A 19,341-nucleotide genomic window follows, 5' to 3' on the forward strand; every position below is an offset into this window, starting at 1 on the left:
ATGCGTATATTATGCGTTATATTTAAGATAATTGTAATTTATGATTTATTATTATGTAATTTTATTTGTATTTAGCGACGTAATTCGCCTGTAACTCGTTTGACGTAGATGAAACTATATTAATTAGCGCTTGGCTGGCTTGTTTTCATCGGCCAGTTTTCTTCCGAGACGACTTCATGTCCGATTTAACTGTTGTGCTCACCAGCTGCCGCCGTCCTGATCTTCTCATCGGAACTCTCGATAGCTTCTTCTCTACTAATGATTACCCGCTACGGGAATTTATCATTATCGAGGACTCTGACGACGAATCGGTGTGGGCGATTCCGGCGCGGTATCCAGAGCAACCGATCCGCGTCATTTTGAACGGCGTCAACATTGGGCAGCACCGCTCTATCGACCGGGCATATTCGGAAGTGCAAACCCCTTACATCCTGCATCTCGAAGACGACTGGGCATTTCCTGTTTCTAAGGTTGTGGGCAGGGGCATCGAAATACTGAAGCGGGACCCGCAGGTGGCGCTCGTTCAACTCAGAACCGATGACGACATGCCCCGTGACATTCGACGCAAGGCGCAGTCAGTTGAAGATTTAGGGTATTGGCGAATACCGCCGACCGCGCATCGTGTCTGGCATAGCTTCACCTTCAATCCGACCGTCAAGCGGTTGTCCTGCTATAAAAAACTACCGCAAGGTTATGCCGGCTTCCGGACAGAGGCGGAAATTAGTATCTTTTATAAGGATCAGGGCGCGATCATGGCGTGGTTGGCCGAAACCGGCGTTAGCCATTCGGGATTTGGCCGCAGCAATTATGGTCTTAAGAAACGCCGTGGTTGGCGCGGTGTGGCGCAAGAGCTCGACAGATTCTTTTCGCTGGCGACAGTCCGTAAATGGCGGCGTTCGGTGACGCGCAACGTCGCACACTTCAAGCGCAAGTATCGGGAGCGTCAGTTGATCAGGTCCGATCGCAGTGCGCTTGAGCCGTAAAAGATTAAAGGTCGGTTGCGAAAGTATCAAACCAGCGCATTTGGATGCCGCAAAGGGGTTCGTTGAGGTGACGGGCTTGGGGGTAACCGGTTAAGCGGCCGAGGAAAAAACGTGGCGGGGAGGGCGTCAACAGTTTCTTCCGAAAGCGAATAAAAAGCGCTTGCCATTCTTTTCCGTGCGCCTTAAAGGGAACGCATACCGAAGCGGCCAAGTGATTTTCGTGGTCGGCTAAGGTGTTAAAGGGGTATAGCTCAGTTGGTAGAGCGGCGGTCTCCAAAACCGCAGGTCGTAAGTTCGAGCCTTACTGCCCCTGCCACTTTCCATCCGCAAGCGCGGTCTTCGCTGCATGGCAGATGGGTGCCGGTTTTCCGGCGAATTTCGCCGAATGTCGATTTCCTCTTGTTAAAACTGGAATCGGTGTTTATGTAAGGTCAAAACAGACACGCGGTGCGTGGGGCTGATTAGTTCGGCTTTACGCGCCGTAATTGCGTGGGCAGTCAATGGCATCCAAAACCAATCCGTTTACGTTTCTGCAGCAGGTTCGCGCCGAAGCGTCTAAAATCACTTGGCCGTCGCGCCGCGAGACCATGATTTCGACGGCTATGGTGCTTGTGATGGTCATTTTTGCGGCTCTGTTCTTTTTTGCTGCTGACCAGCTCATCGGCTGGGTGCTTAGCCTCGTGCTGAACGTCGGCCGGTAACGGATTGAACGGAGAATAAAAATGGCAGCGCGCTGGTATATCGTTCACGCATATTCGAATTTCGAAAAGAAGGTCGCTGAGTCGATCGAAGAGAAGGCTCGTCAGAAGGGTCTTGATCATCTTTTTGAGAAAATCCTCGTTCCGACCGAAAAGGTTGTCGAGGTGCGTCGTGGCCGCAAGGTCGACAGCGAGCGCAAGTTCTTTCCAGGTTACGTGCTTGTGCGCGCCAACCTGACGGATGAGGCCTATCACCTCATCAAGAACACGCCGAAGGTGACCGGTTTCCTCGGTTCGGACAATAAGCCTGTTCCGATTCCGGATTATGAAGCCGATCGTATCCTCGGTCAGGTTCAGGAAGGTGTTGAGCGTCCGAAGTCTTCGGTTTCGTTCGAGGTCGGCGAGCAGGTTCGCGTTTCCGATGGTCCGTTCGCGTCGTTCAACGGCGTTGTTCAGGATGTCGACGAAGAGCGTTCGCGCCTGAAGGTGGAAGTTTCGATTTTCGGCCGCGCTACGCCGGTCGAGCTGGAATACAGTCAGGTCGAGAAGGTCTGACTGGAGGGGTGAAACCCCAATCGCGTGGAAGGCAAACGGGCTCCCATAGCCGGGGCAGGGCGCCGCACCACGCAACCGCAGCCGCCGGAGCGATCCGGCTAGAGAGAAGCCGGGAGACCGGTTTGAATTGAAAGGCAGAGAGATATGGCTAAGAAAGTTATGGGCCAGCTCAAGCTGCAGGTGAAGGCAGGGTCGGCCAATCCGTCCCCGCCGATCGGTCCTGCACTTGGTCAGCGCGGCATCAACATCATGGAATTCTGCAAGGCGTTCAATGCCGCCACGCAGGAAATGGAAAAGGGTATGCCGATTCCGGTCGTCATCACCTATTACCAGGACAAGTCCTTCACCTTCGTCATGAAGCAGCCGCCGATGACCTATTGGCTGAAGAAGGAAGCGAAGATCACCTCCGGCTCCAAGACGCCTGGTAAGGGCGCCAAGGTTGGCTCCATCACCAAGGCTCAGGTCAAGACGATCGCTGAAGCCAAGATGAAGGATCTGAATGCTGCCGATATCGAAGGCGCAATGGCAATGGTTGAGGGCTCTGCCCGCGCCATGGGCCTGGAAGTAGTAGGTTGATCATGGCCAAGGTAGCAAAGCGTATTCAGAAGATCCGCGAAGGTGTGGATCCTAACAAGCTCTACGTTCTCACCGACGCCATTTCGATGGTCAAGGAACGTGCGATCGCCAAGTTCGACGAAACCGTTGAAGTTTCGATGAACCTCGGCGTTGACCCGCGCCATGCGGACCAGATGGTTCGCGGCGTTGTCAACCTGCCGAACGGCACGGGCCGTGACGTTCGCGTTGCCGTTTTTGCACGTGGCGCCAAGGCTGATGAAGCCACGGCTGCTGGTGCTGACGTTGTTGGCGCAGAAGAGCTGGTTGAAATCGTTCAGAGCGGCAAGATCGACTTCGATCGTTGCATCGCGACCCCGGACATGATGCCGCTCGTCGGCCGTCTCGGCAAGGTACTCGGCCCGCGTGGCATGATGCCGAACCCGAAGGTCGGTACGGTGACGATGGATGTTGCCGGCGCCGTCAAGGCGTCCAAGGGTGGCGCTGTCGAGTTCCGCGTCGAAAAGGCCGGTATCGTACACGCTGGTATTGGCAAGGCTTCGTTCGACGCCAAGGCTCTTGAAGAAAACATCAAGGCTTTTGCCGATGCGGTCATCAAGGCAAAGCCGACGGGTGCCAAGGGCAACTACGTCAAGCGCGTTGCCATCTCCTCGACCATGGGTCCGGGCGTCAAGATCGAACCTTCGTCGGTTACGGCTTAATCAATTCTCGTGCTTCCCTGTCGGGGAGCGTGATTAAAAGAATTTCCGGCTCTCAGGGAGCCGGAGATTTCCGGGGAAACCCGGAACTCCTGTCCGAGATTGCGGGTGGCCATGTCCTTCGGGGTTTGGCCTTAATCATTCAACCTGCATGAGACGGGTGAGGCTGGATTTGAGGCATCGCAGATGCCTGACTGTCCGGTTCGAACCTGGTGTGCCTGTGCCTGAAGCCGTTTGCGGCGACAGAGCGGGGGACAGGATCCTCGAGCGTCGCTCGGGATCTTTGTAAAAAGGTCCCTTGGGGCAAAGGCAAACCCGACGGGTTCACACTTATGTGGCCCCGTCTACTGGAGACAGACAGTGGAAAGAGCGGAAAAACGCGAATTCGTCACGGAGCTGAACGAAGTCTTCAAGGCTTCCGGTTCGGTTGTCGTGGCCCACTATGCTGGTGTCACCGTTGCGCAAATGAACGACTTCCGTTCGAAAATGCGCGCTGCCGGAGGCACCGTCAAGGTCGCGAAGAACCGCCTGGCCAAGATCGCTCTTCAGGGCACGGAGTCGGAAGGGATGACAGATCTCTTCAAGGGCCAGACGCTGATTGCATACAGCGTCGACCCTATGATTGCTCCGAAAGTCGTCATGGATTTCGCAAAGACCAACGATAAAGTCGTTGTTCTCGGCGGTTCCATGGGCGCAACCACGCTCAACGCCGAAGCAGTCAAGTCGCTTGCGACCCTGCCTTCGCTGGACGAGCTGCGCGCAAAGCTGCTGGGCCTACTCAACGCCCCGGCAACTCGCGTCGCCACGGTTGTCGCAGCACCTGCAAGCCAGCTTGCACGGGTGTTCTCGGCTTACGCCAAGAAGGACGAAGCCGCTTAAGGCGGTTTTTCGCTGTAATTATTCAAACTGGTTCGAACTGAACAAAAGGAACTATCAAAATGGCTGATCTCGCAAAGATCGTTGAAGACCTCTCCACCCTGACCGTTCTGGAAGCTGCAGAACTGTCGAAGCTTCTCGAAGAAAAGTGGGGCGTTTCCGCCGCTGCTCCGGTAGCTGTTGCTGCTGCTGGCGGTGCTGGCGCTGCTGCTGTCGTTGAAGAAGAAAAGACCGAATTCGACGTGATCCTGGTTGACGCTGGCGCCAACAAGATCAACGTCATCAAGGAAGTCCGCGCTATCACGGGTCTCGGCCTGAAGGAAGCTAAGGACCTCGTTGAAGGCGCTCCGAAGGCTGTCAAGGAAGCTGTTTCCAAGGCTGAAGCTGCTGACCTCAAGAAGAAGCTTGAAGACGCTGGCGCCAAGGTCGACGTTAAGTAATCTTGCGATTGCTGGCGGGAAGGGGCTTCATGCCCCTTTCCGTCGTCATCGTTTTAAAACTTATTACCCAAAAGCCGCGTGAAAATGGCTTTTGGGTAATGGGTTCTTCAAGAGAATGGTTCCGAACCGGCTCATCTAGGCAATCCGGCCTGATCGATCCGGGATGTGGAACGAGATTGATGACACCCATTGCTTGACGGGATCGACTGGCCATCGGTTCCCGTCCGTTGCAGGCCCGGATGCAATTTTAAAGGAGCGACGATGGCTCAGACCCTTTCGTTTAACGGTCGCAGGCGCGTACGCAAGTTTTTCGGCAAAATTCCAGAAGTAGCGGAAATGCCGAACCTCATCGAGGTTCAGAAGGCTTCGTATGACCAGTTTCTCATGGTTGACGAGCCCAAGGGTGGCCGTCCCGACGAGGGATTGAATGCCGTATTCAAATCCGTATTCCCGATCACCGATTTTTCCGGCGCATCCATGCTCGAATTCGTATCTTACGAATTCGAAGCGCCGAAGTTTGACGTCGAGGAATGCCGTCAGCGCGATCTGACCTACGCAGCGCCGCTGAAAGTGACGCTGCGCCTCATCGTGTTCGATATCGACGAGGATACAGGCGCGAAGTCCATCAAGGACATCAAGGAACAGTCCGTATACATGGGCGACATGCCGCTCATGACCAATAACGGCACTTTCATCGTCAACGGTACAGAGCGCGTCATCGTTTCGCAGATGCACCGTTCGCCGGGCGTATTCTTCGACCACGACAAGGGCAAGAGCCATTCTTCCGGCAAGCTTTTGTTCGCTGCCCGCGTCATCCCGTATCGTGGTTCCTGGCTCGACATCGAGTTCGACGCCAAGGACATCGTCTATGCGCGCATCGACCGTCGCCGCAAGCTGCCCGTGACCTCGCTCCTGATGGCGCTTGGCATGGATGGTGAAGAAATCCTGTCGACCTTCTACAGCAAGGCTTCCTACGAGCGCTCCGGCGATGGCTGGCGCATTCCGTTCCAGCCTGAAACGTTGAAGAATGCCAAGGTCATCACCGACATGATCGACGCCGACACCGGCGAAGTCGTTGTCGAAGGTGGCAAGAAGCTGACTCCGCGTCTTATCCGCCAGCTCGTCGACAAGGGCCTGAAGGCACTTAAGGCGACTGACGAAGACCTCTACGGCAACTTCCTTGCCGAAGACATCGTCAACTACTCGACGGGTGAGATCTATCTCGAAGCCGGCGACGAAATCGACGAAAAGACGCTTGGCCTCATTCTTCAGTCCGGCTTTGACGAGATTCCGGTCCTCAACATCGACCACGTCAATGTTGGCGCCTATATCCGCAACACGCTTCATGCGGACAAGAACCAGAACCGCCAGGAAGCGCTGTTCGACATCTACCGCGTCATGCGTCCGGGTGAGCCGCCGACCATGGATTCGGCAGAAGCGATGTTCAACTCGCTGTTCTTCGATGCAGAACGTTATGATCTCTCGGCTGTTGGCCGCGTGAAGATGAACATGCGTCTCGACCTCGACGCGGAAGACACCGTGCGCACGCTGCGCAAGGAAGACATCCTCGCTGTCGTCAAGATGCTGGTCGAACTGCGCGACGGCAAGGGCGAAATCGACGACATCGACAACCTCGGCAACCGCCGTGTGCGTTCGGTCGGCGAGCTGATGGAAAACCAGTACCGCCTCGGCCTTCTGCGCATGGAACGTGCGATCAAGGAACGTATGTCCTCGATCGAAATCGACACCGTGATGCCGCAGGACCTGATCAATGCGAAGCCGGCAGCTGCCGCCGTTCGCGAATTCTTCGGTTCCTCGCAGCTGTCGCAGTTCATGGACCAGGTGAACCCGCTTTCGGAAATCACCCACAAGCGCCGTCTTTCGGCTCTTGGACCGGGTGGTCTGACCCGTGAGCGCGCCGGCTTCGAAGTCCGCGACGTTCATCCGACCCACTACGGCCGTATTTGCCCGATCGAAACGCCGGAAGGCCCGAACATCGGTCTGATCAACTCGCTTGCCACCTTTGCCCGCGTCAACAAGTACGGCTTCATCGAAAGCCCGTACCGCAAGATCATCGACGGCAAGGTGACGACCGACGTTATCTACCTCTCCGCCATGGAAGAGGCCAAGTACTACGTCGCACAGGCCAATGCCGAGCTCGATGGCGAAGGCGCCTTCACTGAAGAGTTCGTTGTTTGCCGTCACTCGGGCGAAGTTATGCTCGCACCGCGCGACAACATTAACCTGATGGACGTTTCGCCGAAGCAGCTCGTTTCGGTCGCAGCGGCTCTTATTCCGTTCCTGGAAAACGACGACGCCAACCGCGCTCTCATGGGCTCGAACATGCAGCGTCAGGCCGTTCCGCTTCTGCGGGCGGAAGCGCCGTTCGTCGGCACAGGCATGGAACCGATCGTCGCCCGTGACTCCGGCGCTGCCATCGCGGCTCGCCGCGGCGGTGTCGTCGACCAGGTGGATGCGACCCGTATCGTTATCCGCGCTACGGAAGAACTCGATGCCGGCAAGTCGGGCGTCGATATCTACCGTCTGCAGAAGTTCCAGCGTTCGAACCAGAACACCTGCGTCAACCAGCGTCCGCTGGTCGCTGTCGGTGACATCATCTCCAAGGGTGATATCATCGCTGATGGTCCGTCGACCGACCTCGGCGATCTGGCGCTCGGCCGTAACGCGCTCGTCGCGTTCATGCCCTGGAACGGCTACAACTACGAAGACTCGATCCTGATGTCGGAACGTATCGTTTCCGATGACGTGTTCACCTCCATCCACATCGAAGAATTCGAAGTGATGGCGCGTGACACGAAGCTTGGTCCGGAAGAAATCACGCGCGACATTCCGAACGTTTCGGAAGAAGCGCTGAAGAACCTCGACGAAGCCGGTATCGTTTACATCGGTGCGGAAGTTCAGCCGGGCGATATCCTCGTCGGCAAGATCACGCCGAAGGGCGAAAGCCCGATGACGCCGGAAGAAAAGCTTCTGCGCGCCATCTTCGGTGAAAAGGCTTCCGACGTTCGCGACACCTCCATGCGCATGCCTCCGGGCACGTTTGGTACCGTTGTGGAAGTCCGCGTCTTCAACCGTCACGGTGTGGAGAAGGATGAGCGCGCGATGGCAATCGAGCGCGAAGAGATCGAACGTCTGGCAAAGGACCGCGACGACGAACAGGCAATTCTCGACCGTAACGTCTACGGCCGCCTGATCGACATGCTGCGTGGTCACGTTTCCATCGCCGGTCCGAAGGGCTTCAAGAAGGGCGTCGAGCTTTCCAACGCCGTCGTCTCCGAATATCCCCGCTCGCAGTGGTGGATGTTTGCAGTCGAAGACGAGAAGGCCCAGTCCGAACTGGAAGCACTTCGCGGCCAGTACGACGAATCCAAGTCGCGCCTTGAACAGCGCTTCATGGACAAGGTCGAGAAGGTCCAGCGCGGCGATGAAATGCCTCCTGGCGTCATGAAGATGGTCAAGGTCTTTGTCGCTGTGAAGCGCAAGATCCAGCCGGGCGACAAGATGGCCGGCCGTCACGGTAACAAGGGCGTCGTCTCGCGTATCGTTCCTGTCGAGGACATGCCGTTCCTCGAAGACGGCACGCATGTCGACATCTGCTTGAACCCGCTCGGCGTGCCTTCGCGCATGAACGTCGGCCAGATCCTCGAAACCCACCTCGCATGGGCATGCGCTGGTATGGGCAAGAAGATCGGCGAGATGCTCGAAGAGTATCGCAAGACGATGGACATCAGCGAGCTTCGCACGGAGCTTACCGAAATCTATGCGAGTGAATCGCATGACGAGGTAAAGCGCTTCGATGACGAATCGCTGGTCAAGCTTGCCGAAGAAGCCAAGCGCGGTGTTTCCATCGCGACCCCGGTCTTCGACGGTGCGCATGAACCCGACGTTGCCGCGATGCTGAAGAAGGCAGGTCTGCATGAATCCGGTCAGTCCGTTCTTTATGACGGCCGTACCGGCGAGCCGTTCGACCGCAAGGTCACCGTCGGCTACATGTACATGATCAAGCTGAACCACCTTGTTGACGACAAGATCCACGCTCGCTCGATCGGTCCTTACTCGCTCGTTACCCAGCAGCCGCTGGGCGGCAAGGCGCAGTTCGGCGGACAGCGCTTCGGGGAAATGGAAGTCTGGGCTCTGGAAGCATACGGCGCGGCTTACACGCTGCAGGAAATGCTCACCGTCAAGTCGGACGACGTGGCGGGCCGCACCAAGGTCTACGAGGCGATCGTCCGTGGCGACGATACCTTCGAGGCCGGTATCCCCGAGAGCTTCAACGTTCTCGTCAAGGAAATGCGGTCGCTCGGTCTTTCGGTCGAACTGGAGAACTCGAAGGTCGAGACCCAGCCCGAGGATCAGCTGCCCGACGCAGCGGAATAAAGATGAGAGAGGCGGGCGCCGTGTTGGCGCCTGCCGTTTCCCCGGCGACCAATGGTTGCCGCGGGACACTTTCGCCGCATTGTGCGGTTAATCCGTATTTAAAGCTCTGGACGGTGACCCGGGAAGAAGCCGGTCCAGATGCAAACAGGGGCAGCAGCTAGCCTCTCAAGGAGACAAGGCATGAACCAAGAGGTCATGAATCTTTTCAATCCTCAGGTGCCTGCGCAGCATTTCGATTCCATCCGGATTTCGATCGCTTCGCCGGAAAAAATCCTGTCGTGGTCCTACGGCGAGATCAAGAAGCCGGAAACCATCAACTATCGTACGTTCAAGCCGGAACGCGATGGTCTCTTCTGCGCGCGCATTTTCGGACCTATCAAGGACTACGAATGCCTGTGCGGCAAGTACAAGCGCATGAAGTACAAGGGCATCATCTGCGAAAAGTGCGGCGTTGAAGTTACGCTGTCGCGCGTTCGCCGTGAGCGCATGGGCCATATCGAGCTCGCAGCGCCCGTTGCCCATATCTGGTTCCTGAAGTCGCTTCCCTCGCGTATCTCGACCTTGCTCGACATGACGCTGAAGGATGTCGAACGCGTTCTCTATTTCGAGAACTACATCGTCACCGAACCCGGCCTCACCTCGATGAAGCAGAACCAGCTTCTGTCCGAGGAAGAGTACATGATCGCCGTTGACGAGTTCGGCGAAGACCAGTTCACCGCCATGATCGGCGCTGAAGCCATCTACGAGATGCTGGCTTCGATGAACCTCGAAAAGATCGCCGGCGACCTGCGTGCCGAGCTTGCCGAGACCACCTCGGATCTCAAGCAGAAGAAGTTCATGAAGCGTCTCAAGATCGTTGAGAACTTCATGGAATCCGGCAATCGTCCGGAATGGATGATCATGAAGGTCGTTCCGGTTATTCCGCCGGACCTTCGTCCGCTGGTTCCGCTGGATGGTGGCCGTTTCGCGACGTCCGACCTTAATGATCTCTATCGCCGCGTCATCAACCGTAACAACCGTCTGAAGCGCCTGATCGAGCTTCGCGCGCCTGGTATCATCATCCGCAACGAAAAGCGTATGTTGCAGGAATCCGTCGATGCGCTGTTCGATAACGGCCGTCGCGGTCGCGTCATCACGGGTGCGAACAAGCGTCCGCTGAAGTCGCTTTCCGACATGCTCAAGGGCAAGCAGGGCCGCTTCCGCCAGAACCTTCTCGGCAAGCGCGTCGACTATTCAGGCCGTTCGGTCATCGTGACCGGTCCGGAACTGAAGCTGCACCAGTGCGGCCTGCCGAAGAAGATGGCGCTCGAGCTGTTCAAGCCGTTCATCTATGCCCGCCTCGACGCCAAGGGTTACTCCTCGACCGTCAAGCAGGCCAAGAAGCTGGTTGAAAAGGAAAAGCCTGAAGTTTGGGATATCCTCGACGAGGTCATCCGCGAGCATCCGGTCCTTCTGAACCGCGCACCGACGCTGCACCGTCTGGGTATCCAGGCCTTCGAACCCATGCTGGTTGAAGGCAAGGCCATTCAGCTGCATCCGCTCGTCTGCACTGCTTTCAACGCCGACTTCGACGGCGACCAGATGGCCGTTCACGTGCCGCTGTCGCTTGAAGCCCAGCTTGAAGCCCGCGTGCTGATGATGTCGACCAACAACATCCTGCATCCGGCAAACGGCCATCCGATCATCGTTCCTTCGCAGGACATGGTTCTCGGCCTGTATTACCTGTCGATTATGAACCAGAATGAGCCCGGCGAAGGCATGGCCTTCTCGGACATCGGCGAATTGCATCACGCGCTTGAAAACAAGGTCGTGACGCTGCATGCCAAGATCCGTGGTCGTTTCAAGACCGTGGATGCTGACGGCAAGCCGGTTTCCAAGATCCATGAAACGACGCCTGGCCGTATGCTGATCGGCGAACTTCTGCCGAAGAACGTCAACGTGCCGTTCGACGTCTGCAACCAGGAAATGACCAAGAAGAACATCTCCAAGATGATCGACACGGTCTACCGTCATTGCGGCCAGAAAGACACGGTCATCTTCTGCGACCGGATCATGCAGCTCGGCTTTGCTCACGCTTGCCGCGCCGGTATCTCGTTCGGCAAGGACGACATGGTCATTCCGGACAGCAAGGTTAAGATCGTCGGTGACACCGAAGCCTTGGTGAAGGAATACGAACAGCAGTATAACGACGGTCTCATTACCCAGGGCGAAAAGTACAACAAGGTTGTCGACGCCTGGGGTAAGGCAACCGAAAAGGTCGCCGAAGAAATGATGGCGCGCATCAAGGCTGTGGAATTCGACCCGGAAACGGGCCGCCAGAAGCCGATGAACTCCATCTACATGATGAGCCACTCGGGCGCCCGCGGTTCACCGAACCAGATGCGTCAGCTGGGCGGCATGCGCGGCCTGATGGCTAAGCCCTCGGGCGAAATCATCGAGACGCCGATCATCTCGAACTTCAAGGAAGGCCTGACCGTTAACGAGTACTTCAACTCGACCCACGGTGCCCGTAAGGGTCTTGCAGACACCGCCTTGAAGACGGCGAACTCGGGTTACCTTACCCGCCGTCTCGTCGACGTGGCACAGGATTGCATCGTCAACTCCGTGGATTGCGGCACCGACAAGGGCCTCACCATGACCGCCATCGTTGATGCCGGTCAGGTCGTTGCCTCGCTCGGCGCACGTATCCTCGGCCGTACGGCTCTTGATGACATCGACAATCCGGTAACTGGCGAAAACATCGTCAAGGCCAGAACGTTGATCGACGAAGCCGACGTTGCAATCATCGAGAAGGCTGGCATCCAGTCCGTCCGTATCCGCTCGGCACTGACCTGCGAAGTGCAGGTCGGCGTTTGCGGCGTCTGCTACGGTCGTGACCTTGCTCGCGGTACTCCGGTCAACATGGGCGAAGCCGTTGGCGTCATCGCCGCACAGTCGATCGGTGAACCGGGCACGCAGCTCACCATGCGTACCTTCCACCTTGGCGGTACGGCAAACGTGGTCGACCAGTCGTTCCTGGAAGCTTCGTACGAAGGCACGATCCAGATCAAGAACCGCAACATCCTGCGGAACTCCGATGGCGTTCTCATCGCAATGGGCCGTAACATGTCGGTCACCATTCTCGATGAGCGCGGCGTGGAACGTTCCTCGCAGCGTGTCGCTTATGGTTCGAAGATCTTCGTTGATGACGGCGACAAGGTAAAACGCGGCCAGCGTCTTGCAGAGTGGGACCCCTACACCCGTCCGATGATGACGGAAGTGGAAGGTACCGTTCACTTCGAGGACCTCGTCGACGGTCTTTCCGTTCTGGAAGCCACCGACGAATCCACCGGCATCACCAAGCGTCAGGTCATTGACTGGCGTTCGACGCCGCGCGGTTCGGACCTCAAGCCCGCGATCATCATCAAGGATGCTTCCGGCGCTGTCGCAAAGCTTAGCCGCGGTGGCGAAGCCCGCTTCCACCTCTCCGTGGACGCGATCCTGTCGGTTGAGCCTGGTTCGAAGGTCTTCCAGGGTGACGTGCTTGCACGTTCGCCGCTGGAAAGCGCCAAGACCAAGGACATCACCGGTGGTCTGCCGCGCGTTGCCGAACTGTTCGAAGCACGTCGTCCGAAGGATCATGCTGTCATCGCTGAGATCGATGGTACGATCCGCCTCGGTCGCGACTACAAGAACAAGCGTCGCGTGATGATCGAGCCTGCGGAAGATGGCGTCGAGCCGGTCGAATACCTGATCCCGAAGGGCAAGCCCTTCCATCTTCAGGAAGGCGACTACATCGAGAAGGGCGAATACATTCTCGACGGCAATCCGGCACCGCACGACATTCTGGCAATCAAGGGCGTAGAGGCTTTGGCTTCCTACCTCGTGAACGAAATCCAGGAAGTCTACCGACTGCAGGGCGTTGTGATCAACGACAAGCACATCGAGGTGATCGTTCGCCAGATGCTGCAGAAGGTCGAGATCACCGATGCGGGCGACAGCCACTACATCGTTGGCGACAATGTCGATCGTATCGAGCTTGACGACAACAACGACCGCCTGATCGAAGAAGGCAAGAAGCCCGCTTATGGCGATCCGGTTCTTCTCGGTATCACCAAGGCATCGCTGCAGACGCCGTCCTTCATCTCGGCCGCATCGTTCCAGGAAACCACCAAGGTTCTCACGGAAGCTGCGATCGCCGGCAAGACGGACACGCTGCAGGGCCTCAAGGAAAACGTCATCGTCGGCCGCCTCATCCCGGCCGGTACCGGCGGCACCATGACGCAGATTCGCCGCATCGCCACCTCGCGCGACGACCTCATTCTCGAGGAACGCCGCAAGGGTACGGGTGCAGGCTCTGCAACACAGATGCTGCAGGACATGACGGATCCGGCTCCGGCCGAATAAGGGTTGCTCAAGGGCAGGGGCTTTACGAAGCCCCGCCAAAGTTCAGTAAAAAAACGCCCGGAGCAATCCGGGCGTTTTTTTTTTTTGGTCGGGTTAGAAGGTCAGATCTGGTCCTTCATATGGCCAGTCCCGTCTCGGGGTCTTTCTTGCTCACCGATGGTGTAGCGCGTCAAAACGGAAAGCCGGCGAACGAGATCGGTCTGGCCCGTACTGCCGGTCTTTGCATAGATAGACTTGGCGTTGCTGCGAACCGTTTCGTGCGAGATCTGAAGTTGCTTTGCCACGGAGGGAAGTGAAAGGCCCTTCAGGATTTCCAGCGCGACACGGGCCTCGCCCTTGGTGAGATCGTATAACCCTTTCAGAAGCGGCGTGACGTCGGCAACGGTGTCCGATGGTTGCGATATCAGCACGATGGCGCTGCCGTTAGGGGATAAATCCAGCGCGTCCTTGCGCAGCGGTATGACGTGAAGGATGCACACCCCGTCTCCGCCTGTCGGCAGGGGTAGGGAACTGACACTGCCGCCGGCTAGCGCCTTGTAGAGCAGCCGGTTTATTCTCTCGTCCAAGATCAAGATCCTGTCGCGGGCGCGGGTGGAAATACACTTTTTGGTCGCCTCGAACAGGGTGTTTGTGGAAAGAACGCGTCCGCTTGCCTGGAGCACCGCCGCCGGCGCACCGATGGCGTTGAGGCCGAGCGTGATGGCATCTGCTTTCTGGCGTTGCAGCCCTGTTGCGAGGGTGAGGCTGCGGGCGATATGCGGCCTCAGCCGGCCAAGTGCCGCCATGGTTTCCGGACCAATGACTCCTCTGTCGAGCTTGCGTTCGAACAGGAGAGTCATTTCGGGATGATCCGGCGGCGCAACCTGCGTTGCCACCCCATATCCCAGTCCACGCGGCATCAGGAAATCGCGGACGATTGGCAGCCCCGCCCATTCGTCAGGGGTAAAGATATCGAAATCATGCACGAAGGAAAATTGGCCCTCGCGAACAGCGCGTGTGAGGCGATCGTTGCGGTGGTTCCAGCCGCCCTTCATGAAGGCTTGCATGAGTTCCTGGAAATTGGGCGGATAGAGCCATGCTTCATCCTCGCCTTTGCCCCAGGTGAGCGCGCCGCCCCAGAAATCGAGCCGGTGGCAGATTGCGGCTATCACGTTCGCCCAGCGATCGGGAAAAAGTGCTGCCTCGTAAATGTCATCTATAATGTCTGCCGAAGATATATTATCCAACCCGCCACCGAAATCATGCGTCGGGATCAATTTAATCTTATATCTTCGTATATTTCAACGGAAATACAAATAATAATATTATATTTAAAGTAATATAATCTATCAGTGACTTAATATATTGGAATTTACCAAGGTCTTTTGCAGCAAAGGGTGGCTGGCACGCAAGATTTCGGCCTTGGCATCAAGTCCTGGAAGACAACCGCCCTGGTGTGGGCGGGTGCCGTTTTTATCGGTGGCGGCGCATTTGTCGCGGTGAGGGCGGTCCCTCAGGCGAAACGGATGATGGCGACTTCGCCCTCCAGGGCGCCCTGATAGGCGGAAGCGTGCGGCTCTTCGTCCGGAACTTCAGTCAGCATGCCGATCTGGTCGAGGTCGGCTTCGATGAAACCTTCCTCCGAAAGCGCGTTCAGCGTTTCGCGTACGGCGGTGTCGTCGTCCGGCGCCCGCAGAATGACGTGGATGTCGATGCCTTCGGAATTGTCGTGTTCGTAAGCCTTGCCGATGACGATGAAGACCATCGGCTCGTCGCGTCCGTTGTCGTTGTCGGGGAGGTTGGTCATGACGCGGTTCCTTGATATGTCGTTGTGGAGTATGCGGGCCGGACGGAATCGGTCTTGCGCGCGGCGGTGCCAGCTCCGGCCCGCTTGAGGGAATCAATAGACGGATTTTGTGAAAAGCCAAAGGCCGGAGGTCAAAATCGCTGTTGCCGGCTGCGACTTATGTTAGAAGGAGAGGGCAAAGGGCCTGTGCGCAGGCTTTGTGGCCGCGGGTGCCAGCGCAAAATGCGGATTCGCCCTTGACGAAAGCTGGCTAAAACAGTAGTACGCCCGCCATCGGAGCCTCTATCTGTGCTGGCCGTTCGGAAACGTTTTTCCCGGACATCATCTCAAATGAAGCTTCATTGCACGTAGAAGACACGAATGTTGCACGCAAGACGCCTCATCCGGCGTCCTCTGCTCTTGGTGGTCCATCCGTGAAAACGGATCGGGCCACGTTTTGCGCATGAGGATATATGCGTGCTTCGTCGCCGGAAACGGCATAGCCGCCACCCGTGAGGGTGGCTAAAGTAGTTTTTGCAAGGGATGGTTATATGCCTACCGTAAACCAGCTGATCCGTAAGCCCCGCCAGGCACAGGTAAAGCGCAACAAGGTTCCTGCACTTCAGGAAAACCCGCAGAAGCGTGGTGTTTGCACCCGCGTTTACACGACGACCCCGAAGAAGCCGAACTCGGCTCTGCGTAAGGTTGCCAAGATCCGTCTCACCAACGGCTTCGAAGTCATTGGCTACATTCCCGGCGAAGGTCACAACCTTCAGGAACACTCCGTGGTCATGATCCGCGGCGGCCGCGTGAAGGACTTGCCGGGTGTGCGTTACCACATCATCCGCGGTGTTCTCGATACCCAGGGCGTCAAGAACCGCAAGCAGCGCCGTTCGAAGTACGGTGCGAAGCGTCCGAAGTAATTTTCGGCAACAACAATCAGGCGCTGCGCGAGGTTCTCCGCGTGGTTTAGCGTCAATAACATTGAGAGACAAAGAATATGTCCCGTCGCCATAGTGCAGAAAAGCGTGAGATCAACCCGGACCCGAAGTTCGGCGATCTGGTCGTCACCAAGTTCATGAATGCCATCATGCTTCACGGCAAGAAGTCCGTCGCGGAAAGCATCGTTTACGGCGCGTTCGACGTCGTTCAGGGCAAGACGAAGCAGGAGCCGCTAGGCGTGTTCCACTCCGCCCTCGACAACGTTGCTCCGCACGTTGAAGTGCGTTCGCGTCGCGTTGGCGGTGCTACGTATCAGGTCCCGGTCGACGTTCGTCCGGAGCGCCGTCAGGCTCTCGCCATCCGCTGGCTGATCACTGCTGCTCGCAAGCGTAACGAAACGACCATGGTCGATCGCCTCTCCGGCGAACTCATGGACGCTGCGAACAACCGCGGTTCCGCCGTCAAGAAGCGTGAAGACACGCACAAGATGGCCGACGCAAACCGCGCATTCTCGCATTACCGCTGGTAATCTTAAACGGTCGCATATCGAAAGGCAGTCCATTATGGCTCGCGAATATAAAATCGAAGACTACCGCAATTTCGGTATCATGGCGCATATCGACGCCGGTAAGACGACGACCACCGAGCGTATTCTTTATTACACCGGTAAGTCGCACAAGATCGGCGAAGTTCATGATGGCGCTGCCACGATGGACTGGATGGAACAGGAGCAGGAACGTGGTATCACCATCACGTCCGCTGCGACCACGACCTTCTGGAAGGGTCGCGACGGCAAGATGCGCCGTTTCAACATCATCGACACCCCCGGCCACGTTGACTTCACCATTGAAGTCGAGCGTTCGCTGCGCGTTCTCGACGGTGCCATCGCTCTTCTCGACGCCAACGCCGGTGTAGAGCCGCAGACGGAAACCGTCTGGCGTCAGGCTGAGAAGTACAACGTTCCGCGTATGATCTTCTGCAACAAGATGGACAAGACCGGTGCTGACTTCTACCGCTCGGTAGAAATGATCAAGACCCGTCTCGGCGCTACCGCCGTTGTCATGCAGCTGCCGATCGGCGCTGAGACCGAGTTCAAGGGCGTTATCGACCTGATCGAGATGAACGCACTCATCTGGCGCGACGAATCGCTCGGCGCTCAGTGGGACGTCGTCGAAATTCCTGAAGACATGAAGGCCAAGGCTGAAGAATATCGCGAAAAGCTGATCGAGACCGTTGTCGAGATCGACGAAGAAGCGATGGAAGACTACCTGAACGGCATCATGCCCGACAACGAGAAGATCCGTTCGCTCGTTCGCCGCGGCACCATCGACGTGAAGTTCCACCCGATGTTCTGCGGTACCGCGTTCAAGAACAAGGGCGTTCAGCCGCTTCTCGACGCCGTCGTCGACTACCTGCCTTCGCCGCTGGACATTCCCGCGATCAAGGGCATCGACTTCAAGACCGAAGCCGAAATCGAGCGTCATGCCGATGACAGCGAGCCGCTTTCCATGCTCGCGTTCAAGATCATGAACGACCCCTTCGTCGGTTCGCTGACCTTCGCCCGCATCTACTCCGGCAAGCTTGAAAAGGGCACGTCGGTCATCAACACGGTCAAGGACAAGCGCGAGCGCGTCGGCCGTATGCTGCAGATGCATTCCAACAGCCGTGAAGACATCGAAGAAGCCTTTGCCGGCGACATCGTTGCTCTGGCTGGCCTCAAGGAAACCACCACTGGCGATACGCTCTGCGATCCGCTGAAGCCGGTTATCCTCGAGCGCATGGAATTCCCCGAGCCGGTCATCCAGATCGCCATCGAGCCGAAGACCAAGGGCGACCAGGAAAAGATGGGCCTCGCGCTCAACCGCCTGGCTGCTGAAGATCCTTCGTTCCGCGTCAAGACGGATGAAGAATCCGGTCAGACGATCATCGCAGGCATGGGTGAACTTCACCTCGACATCCTCGTTGACCGTATGCGTCGCGAGTTCAAGGTTGAAGCAACCGTTGGTGCTCCGCAGGTTGCCTACCGCGAAACCATCACGCGTCAGCACGAAGAAGACTATACGCACAAGAAGCAGTCCGGTGGTACCGGTCAGTTTGCTCGCGTGAAGATCATCTTCGAACCGAACCCTGAAGGCGAAGAATTCAAGTTCGAATCCAAGATCGTCGGCGGTGCTGTTCCGAAGGAATACATCCCGGGCGTTCAGAAGGGTATCGAAAGCGTTCTGTCTTCCGGTCCGCTTGCTGGCTTCCCGATGCTGGGCGTCAAGGCGACCCTGATCGACGGCGCATACCACGATGTCGACTCCTCGGTTCTGGCGTTCGAAATCGCATCGCGTGCCTGCTTCCGTGAAGCAGCAAAGAAGGCTGGTGCACAGCTTCTCGAGCCGATGATGAAGGTCGAAGTCGTCACCCCTGAAGATTACGTCGGTGACGTGATTGGCGATCTGAACTCGCGTCGCGGTCAGATCCAGGGTCAGGAATCGCGTGGCATCACCATCGTGATCAGCGCACACGTTCCGCTCGCGAACATGTTCAAGTACGTCGACAACCTGCGCTCCATGTCGCAGGGCCGCGCGCAGTACTCGATGACGTTCGATCACTATTCGCCGGTTCCGTCGAACGTGGCGCAGGAAATCCAGGCAAAGTACTCCGGTCAGAAGTGATCGGGGTACGCCCCATCAGAGATTTGAAGATTATTCCCCTCAAGGGACAAGAATGGAGAGCCACTAATGGCAAAGAGCAAGTTTGAGCGCAATAAGCCGCACGTCAACATTGGCACGATCGGTCACGTCGACCACGGCAAGACGTCGTTGACTGCTGCGATCACGAAGTATTTCGGCGAGTTCAAGGCGTACGACCAGATCGACGCTGCTCCTGAAGAAAAGGCTCGCGGCATCACGATCTCGACGGCGCACGTCGAATACGAAACGCCGAACCGTCACTACGCACACGTCGACTGCCCCGGCCACGCCGACTACGTGAAGAACATGATCACCGGTGCTGCCCAGATGGACGGCGCGATCCTGG

Annotated in this window: 16 protein-coding genes and 1 tRNA gene; 15 read left to right on the forward strand and 2 right to left on the reverse strand. The window is 57.1% G+C overall.

What is annotated here, in order from left to right; all coding sequences use genetic code 11:
- Positions 1-176 precede the first annotated feature (176 nt).
- The 11 genes from GH784_RS26290 to rpoC all read left to right on the forward strand — a co-directional run bounded on the left by GH784_RS26290 (position 177) and on the right by rpoC (position 13,607).
- Positions 177-983 (forward strand): glycosyltransferase family 2 protein, encoded by an 807-nt coding sequence (locus GH784_RS26290; RefSeq protein ID WP_065702390.1) that lies wholly within the window; start codon positions 177-179, stop codon positions 981-983.
- A gap of 240 nt (positions 984-1,223) precedes the next feature.
- Positions 1,224-1,299: transfer RNA gene (locus tag GH784_RS26295), tRNA-Trp, on the forward strand.
- Between the two features lie 184 nt (positions 1,300-1,483).
- Positions 1,484-1,684 (forward strand): preprotein translocase subunit SecE, encoded by a 201-nt coding sequence (secE, locus tag GH784_RS26300; RefSeq protein ID WP_003507689.1) that lies wholly within the window; start codon positions 1,484-1,486, stop codon positions 1,682-1,684.
- 21 nt (positions 1,685-1,705) lie between these two features.
- Positions 1,706-2,236, forward strand: coding sequence for a transcription termination/antitermination protein NusG (gene nusG / locus GH784_RS26305; protein WP_003519353.1), 531 nt, complete (start codon positions 1,706-1,708; stop codon positions 2,234-2,236).
- Between the two features lie 144 nt (positions 2,237-2,380).
- The gene (gene rplK / locus GH784_RS26310; RefSeq protein ID WP_003519352.1) at positions 2,381-2,812 is read left to right on the forward strand and encodes a 50S ribosomal protein L11; all 432 of its coding nucleotides are present in this window, start codon (positions 2,381-2,383) and stop codon (positions 2,810-2,812) included.
- 2 nt (positions 2,813-2,814) lie between these two features.
- Positions 2,815-3,510: a 50S ribosomal protein L1 gene (rplA, locus tag GH784_RS26315; protein ID WP_065702391.1), complete on the forward strand. Its 696-nt coding sequence runs from the start codon at positions 2,815-2,817 to the stop codon at positions 3,508-3,510.
- A gap of 357 nt (positions 3,511-3,867) precedes the next feature.
- Positions 3,868-4,386: a 50S ribosomal protein L10 gene (gene rplJ / locus GH784_RS26320; protein WP_003519348.1), complete on the forward strand. Its 519-nt coding sequence runs from the start codon at positions 3,868-3,870 to the stop codon at positions 4,384-4,386.
- A 59-nt stretch (positions 4,387-4,445) separates the two neighbouring features.
- On the forward strand, positions 4,446-4,823 hold the full coding sequence (gene rplL / locus GH784_RS26325) for a 50S ribosomal protein L7/L12 (protein ID WP_003519347.1): 378 nt from the start codon (positions 4,446-4,448) through the stop codon (positions 4,821-4,823).
- A 29-nt stretch (positions 4,824-4,852) separates the two neighbouring features.
- Complete coding sequence (locus GH784_RS26330; RefSeq protein ID WP_153793990.1) at positions 4,853-5,020, forward strand: hypothetical protein; 168 nt, start codon at positions 4,853-4,855, stop codon at positions 5,018-5,020.
- A 64-nt stretch (positions 5,021-5,084) separates the two neighbouring features.
- Positions 5,085-9,221: a DNA-directed RNA polymerase subunit beta gene (gene rpoB / locus GH784_RS26335; protein ID WP_013636439.1), complete on the forward strand. Its 4,137-nt coding sequence runs from the start codon at positions 5,085-5,087 to the stop codon at positions 9,219-9,221.
- 180 nt (positions 9,222-9,401) lie between these two features.
- Positions 9,402-13,607, forward strand: a complete 4,206-nt coding sequence (gene rpoC, locus GH784_RS26340) for a DNA-directed RNA polymerase subunit beta' (RefSeq protein WP_003519344.1) — start codon at positions 9,402-9,404, stop codon at positions 13,605-13,607.
- A 101-nt stretch (positions 13,608-13,708) separates the two neighbouring features.
- On the opposite strand, the gene GH784_RS26345 is transcribed toward rpoC, so the two are convergent.
- Positions 13,709-14,833: a helix-turn-helix transcriptional regulator gene (locus GH784_RS26345; protein ID WP_083211508.1), complete on the reverse strand. Its 1,125-nt coding sequence runs from the start codon at positions 14,831-14,833 to the stop codon at positions 13,709-13,711.
- A 266-nt stretch (positions 14,834-15,099) separates the two neighbouring features.
- Positions 15,100-15,393, reverse strand: coding sequence for a hypothetical protein (locus GH784_RS26350; RefSeq protein ID WP_003519341.1), 294 nt, complete (start codon positions 15,391-15,393; stop codon positions 15,100-15,102).
- A gap of 530 nt (positions 15,394-15,923) precedes the next feature.
- Between GH784_RS26350 and rpsL the strand changes: the two genes are divergently transcribed.
- From rpsL to GH784_RS26370, 4 genes are all read left to right on the forward strand, one after another.
- Positions 15,924-16,295, forward strand: coding sequence for a 30S ribosomal protein S12 (gene rpsL, locus GH784_RS26355; protein ID WP_003507760.1), 372 nt, complete (start codon positions 15,924-15,926; stop codon positions 16,293-16,295).
- A gap of 77 nt (positions 16,296-16,372) precedes the next feature.
- Positions 16,373-16,843 carry a 30S ribosomal protein S7 gene (rpsG, locus tag GH784_RS26360; protein WP_003507761.1) on the forward strand — a complete coding sequence of 157 codons (471 nt, stop codon included), beginning with the start codon at positions 16,373-16,375 and terminating at the stop codon, positions 16,841-16,843.
- Between the two features lie 34 nt (positions 16,844-16,877).
- Entirely contained in the window at positions 16,878-18,977 is a 2,100-nt protein-coding gene (fusA, locus tag GH784_RS26365) for an elongation factor G (RefSeq protein ID WP_003519335.1), read from the forward strand.
- 66 nt (positions 18,978-19,043) lie between these two features.
- Positions 19,044-19,341: GTP-binding protein (locus GH784_RS26370; protein WP_010023370.1), on the forward strand; the 298-nt coding region annotated here is incomplete at its 3' end.

It is taken from the genome of Agrobacterium tumefaciens (assembly GCF_009649785.1).
In the GTDB taxonomy this organism is placed as follows: Bacteria; Pseudomonadota; Alphaproteobacteria; order Rhizobiales; family Rhizobiaceae; genus Agrobacterium; species Agrobacterium tumefaciens.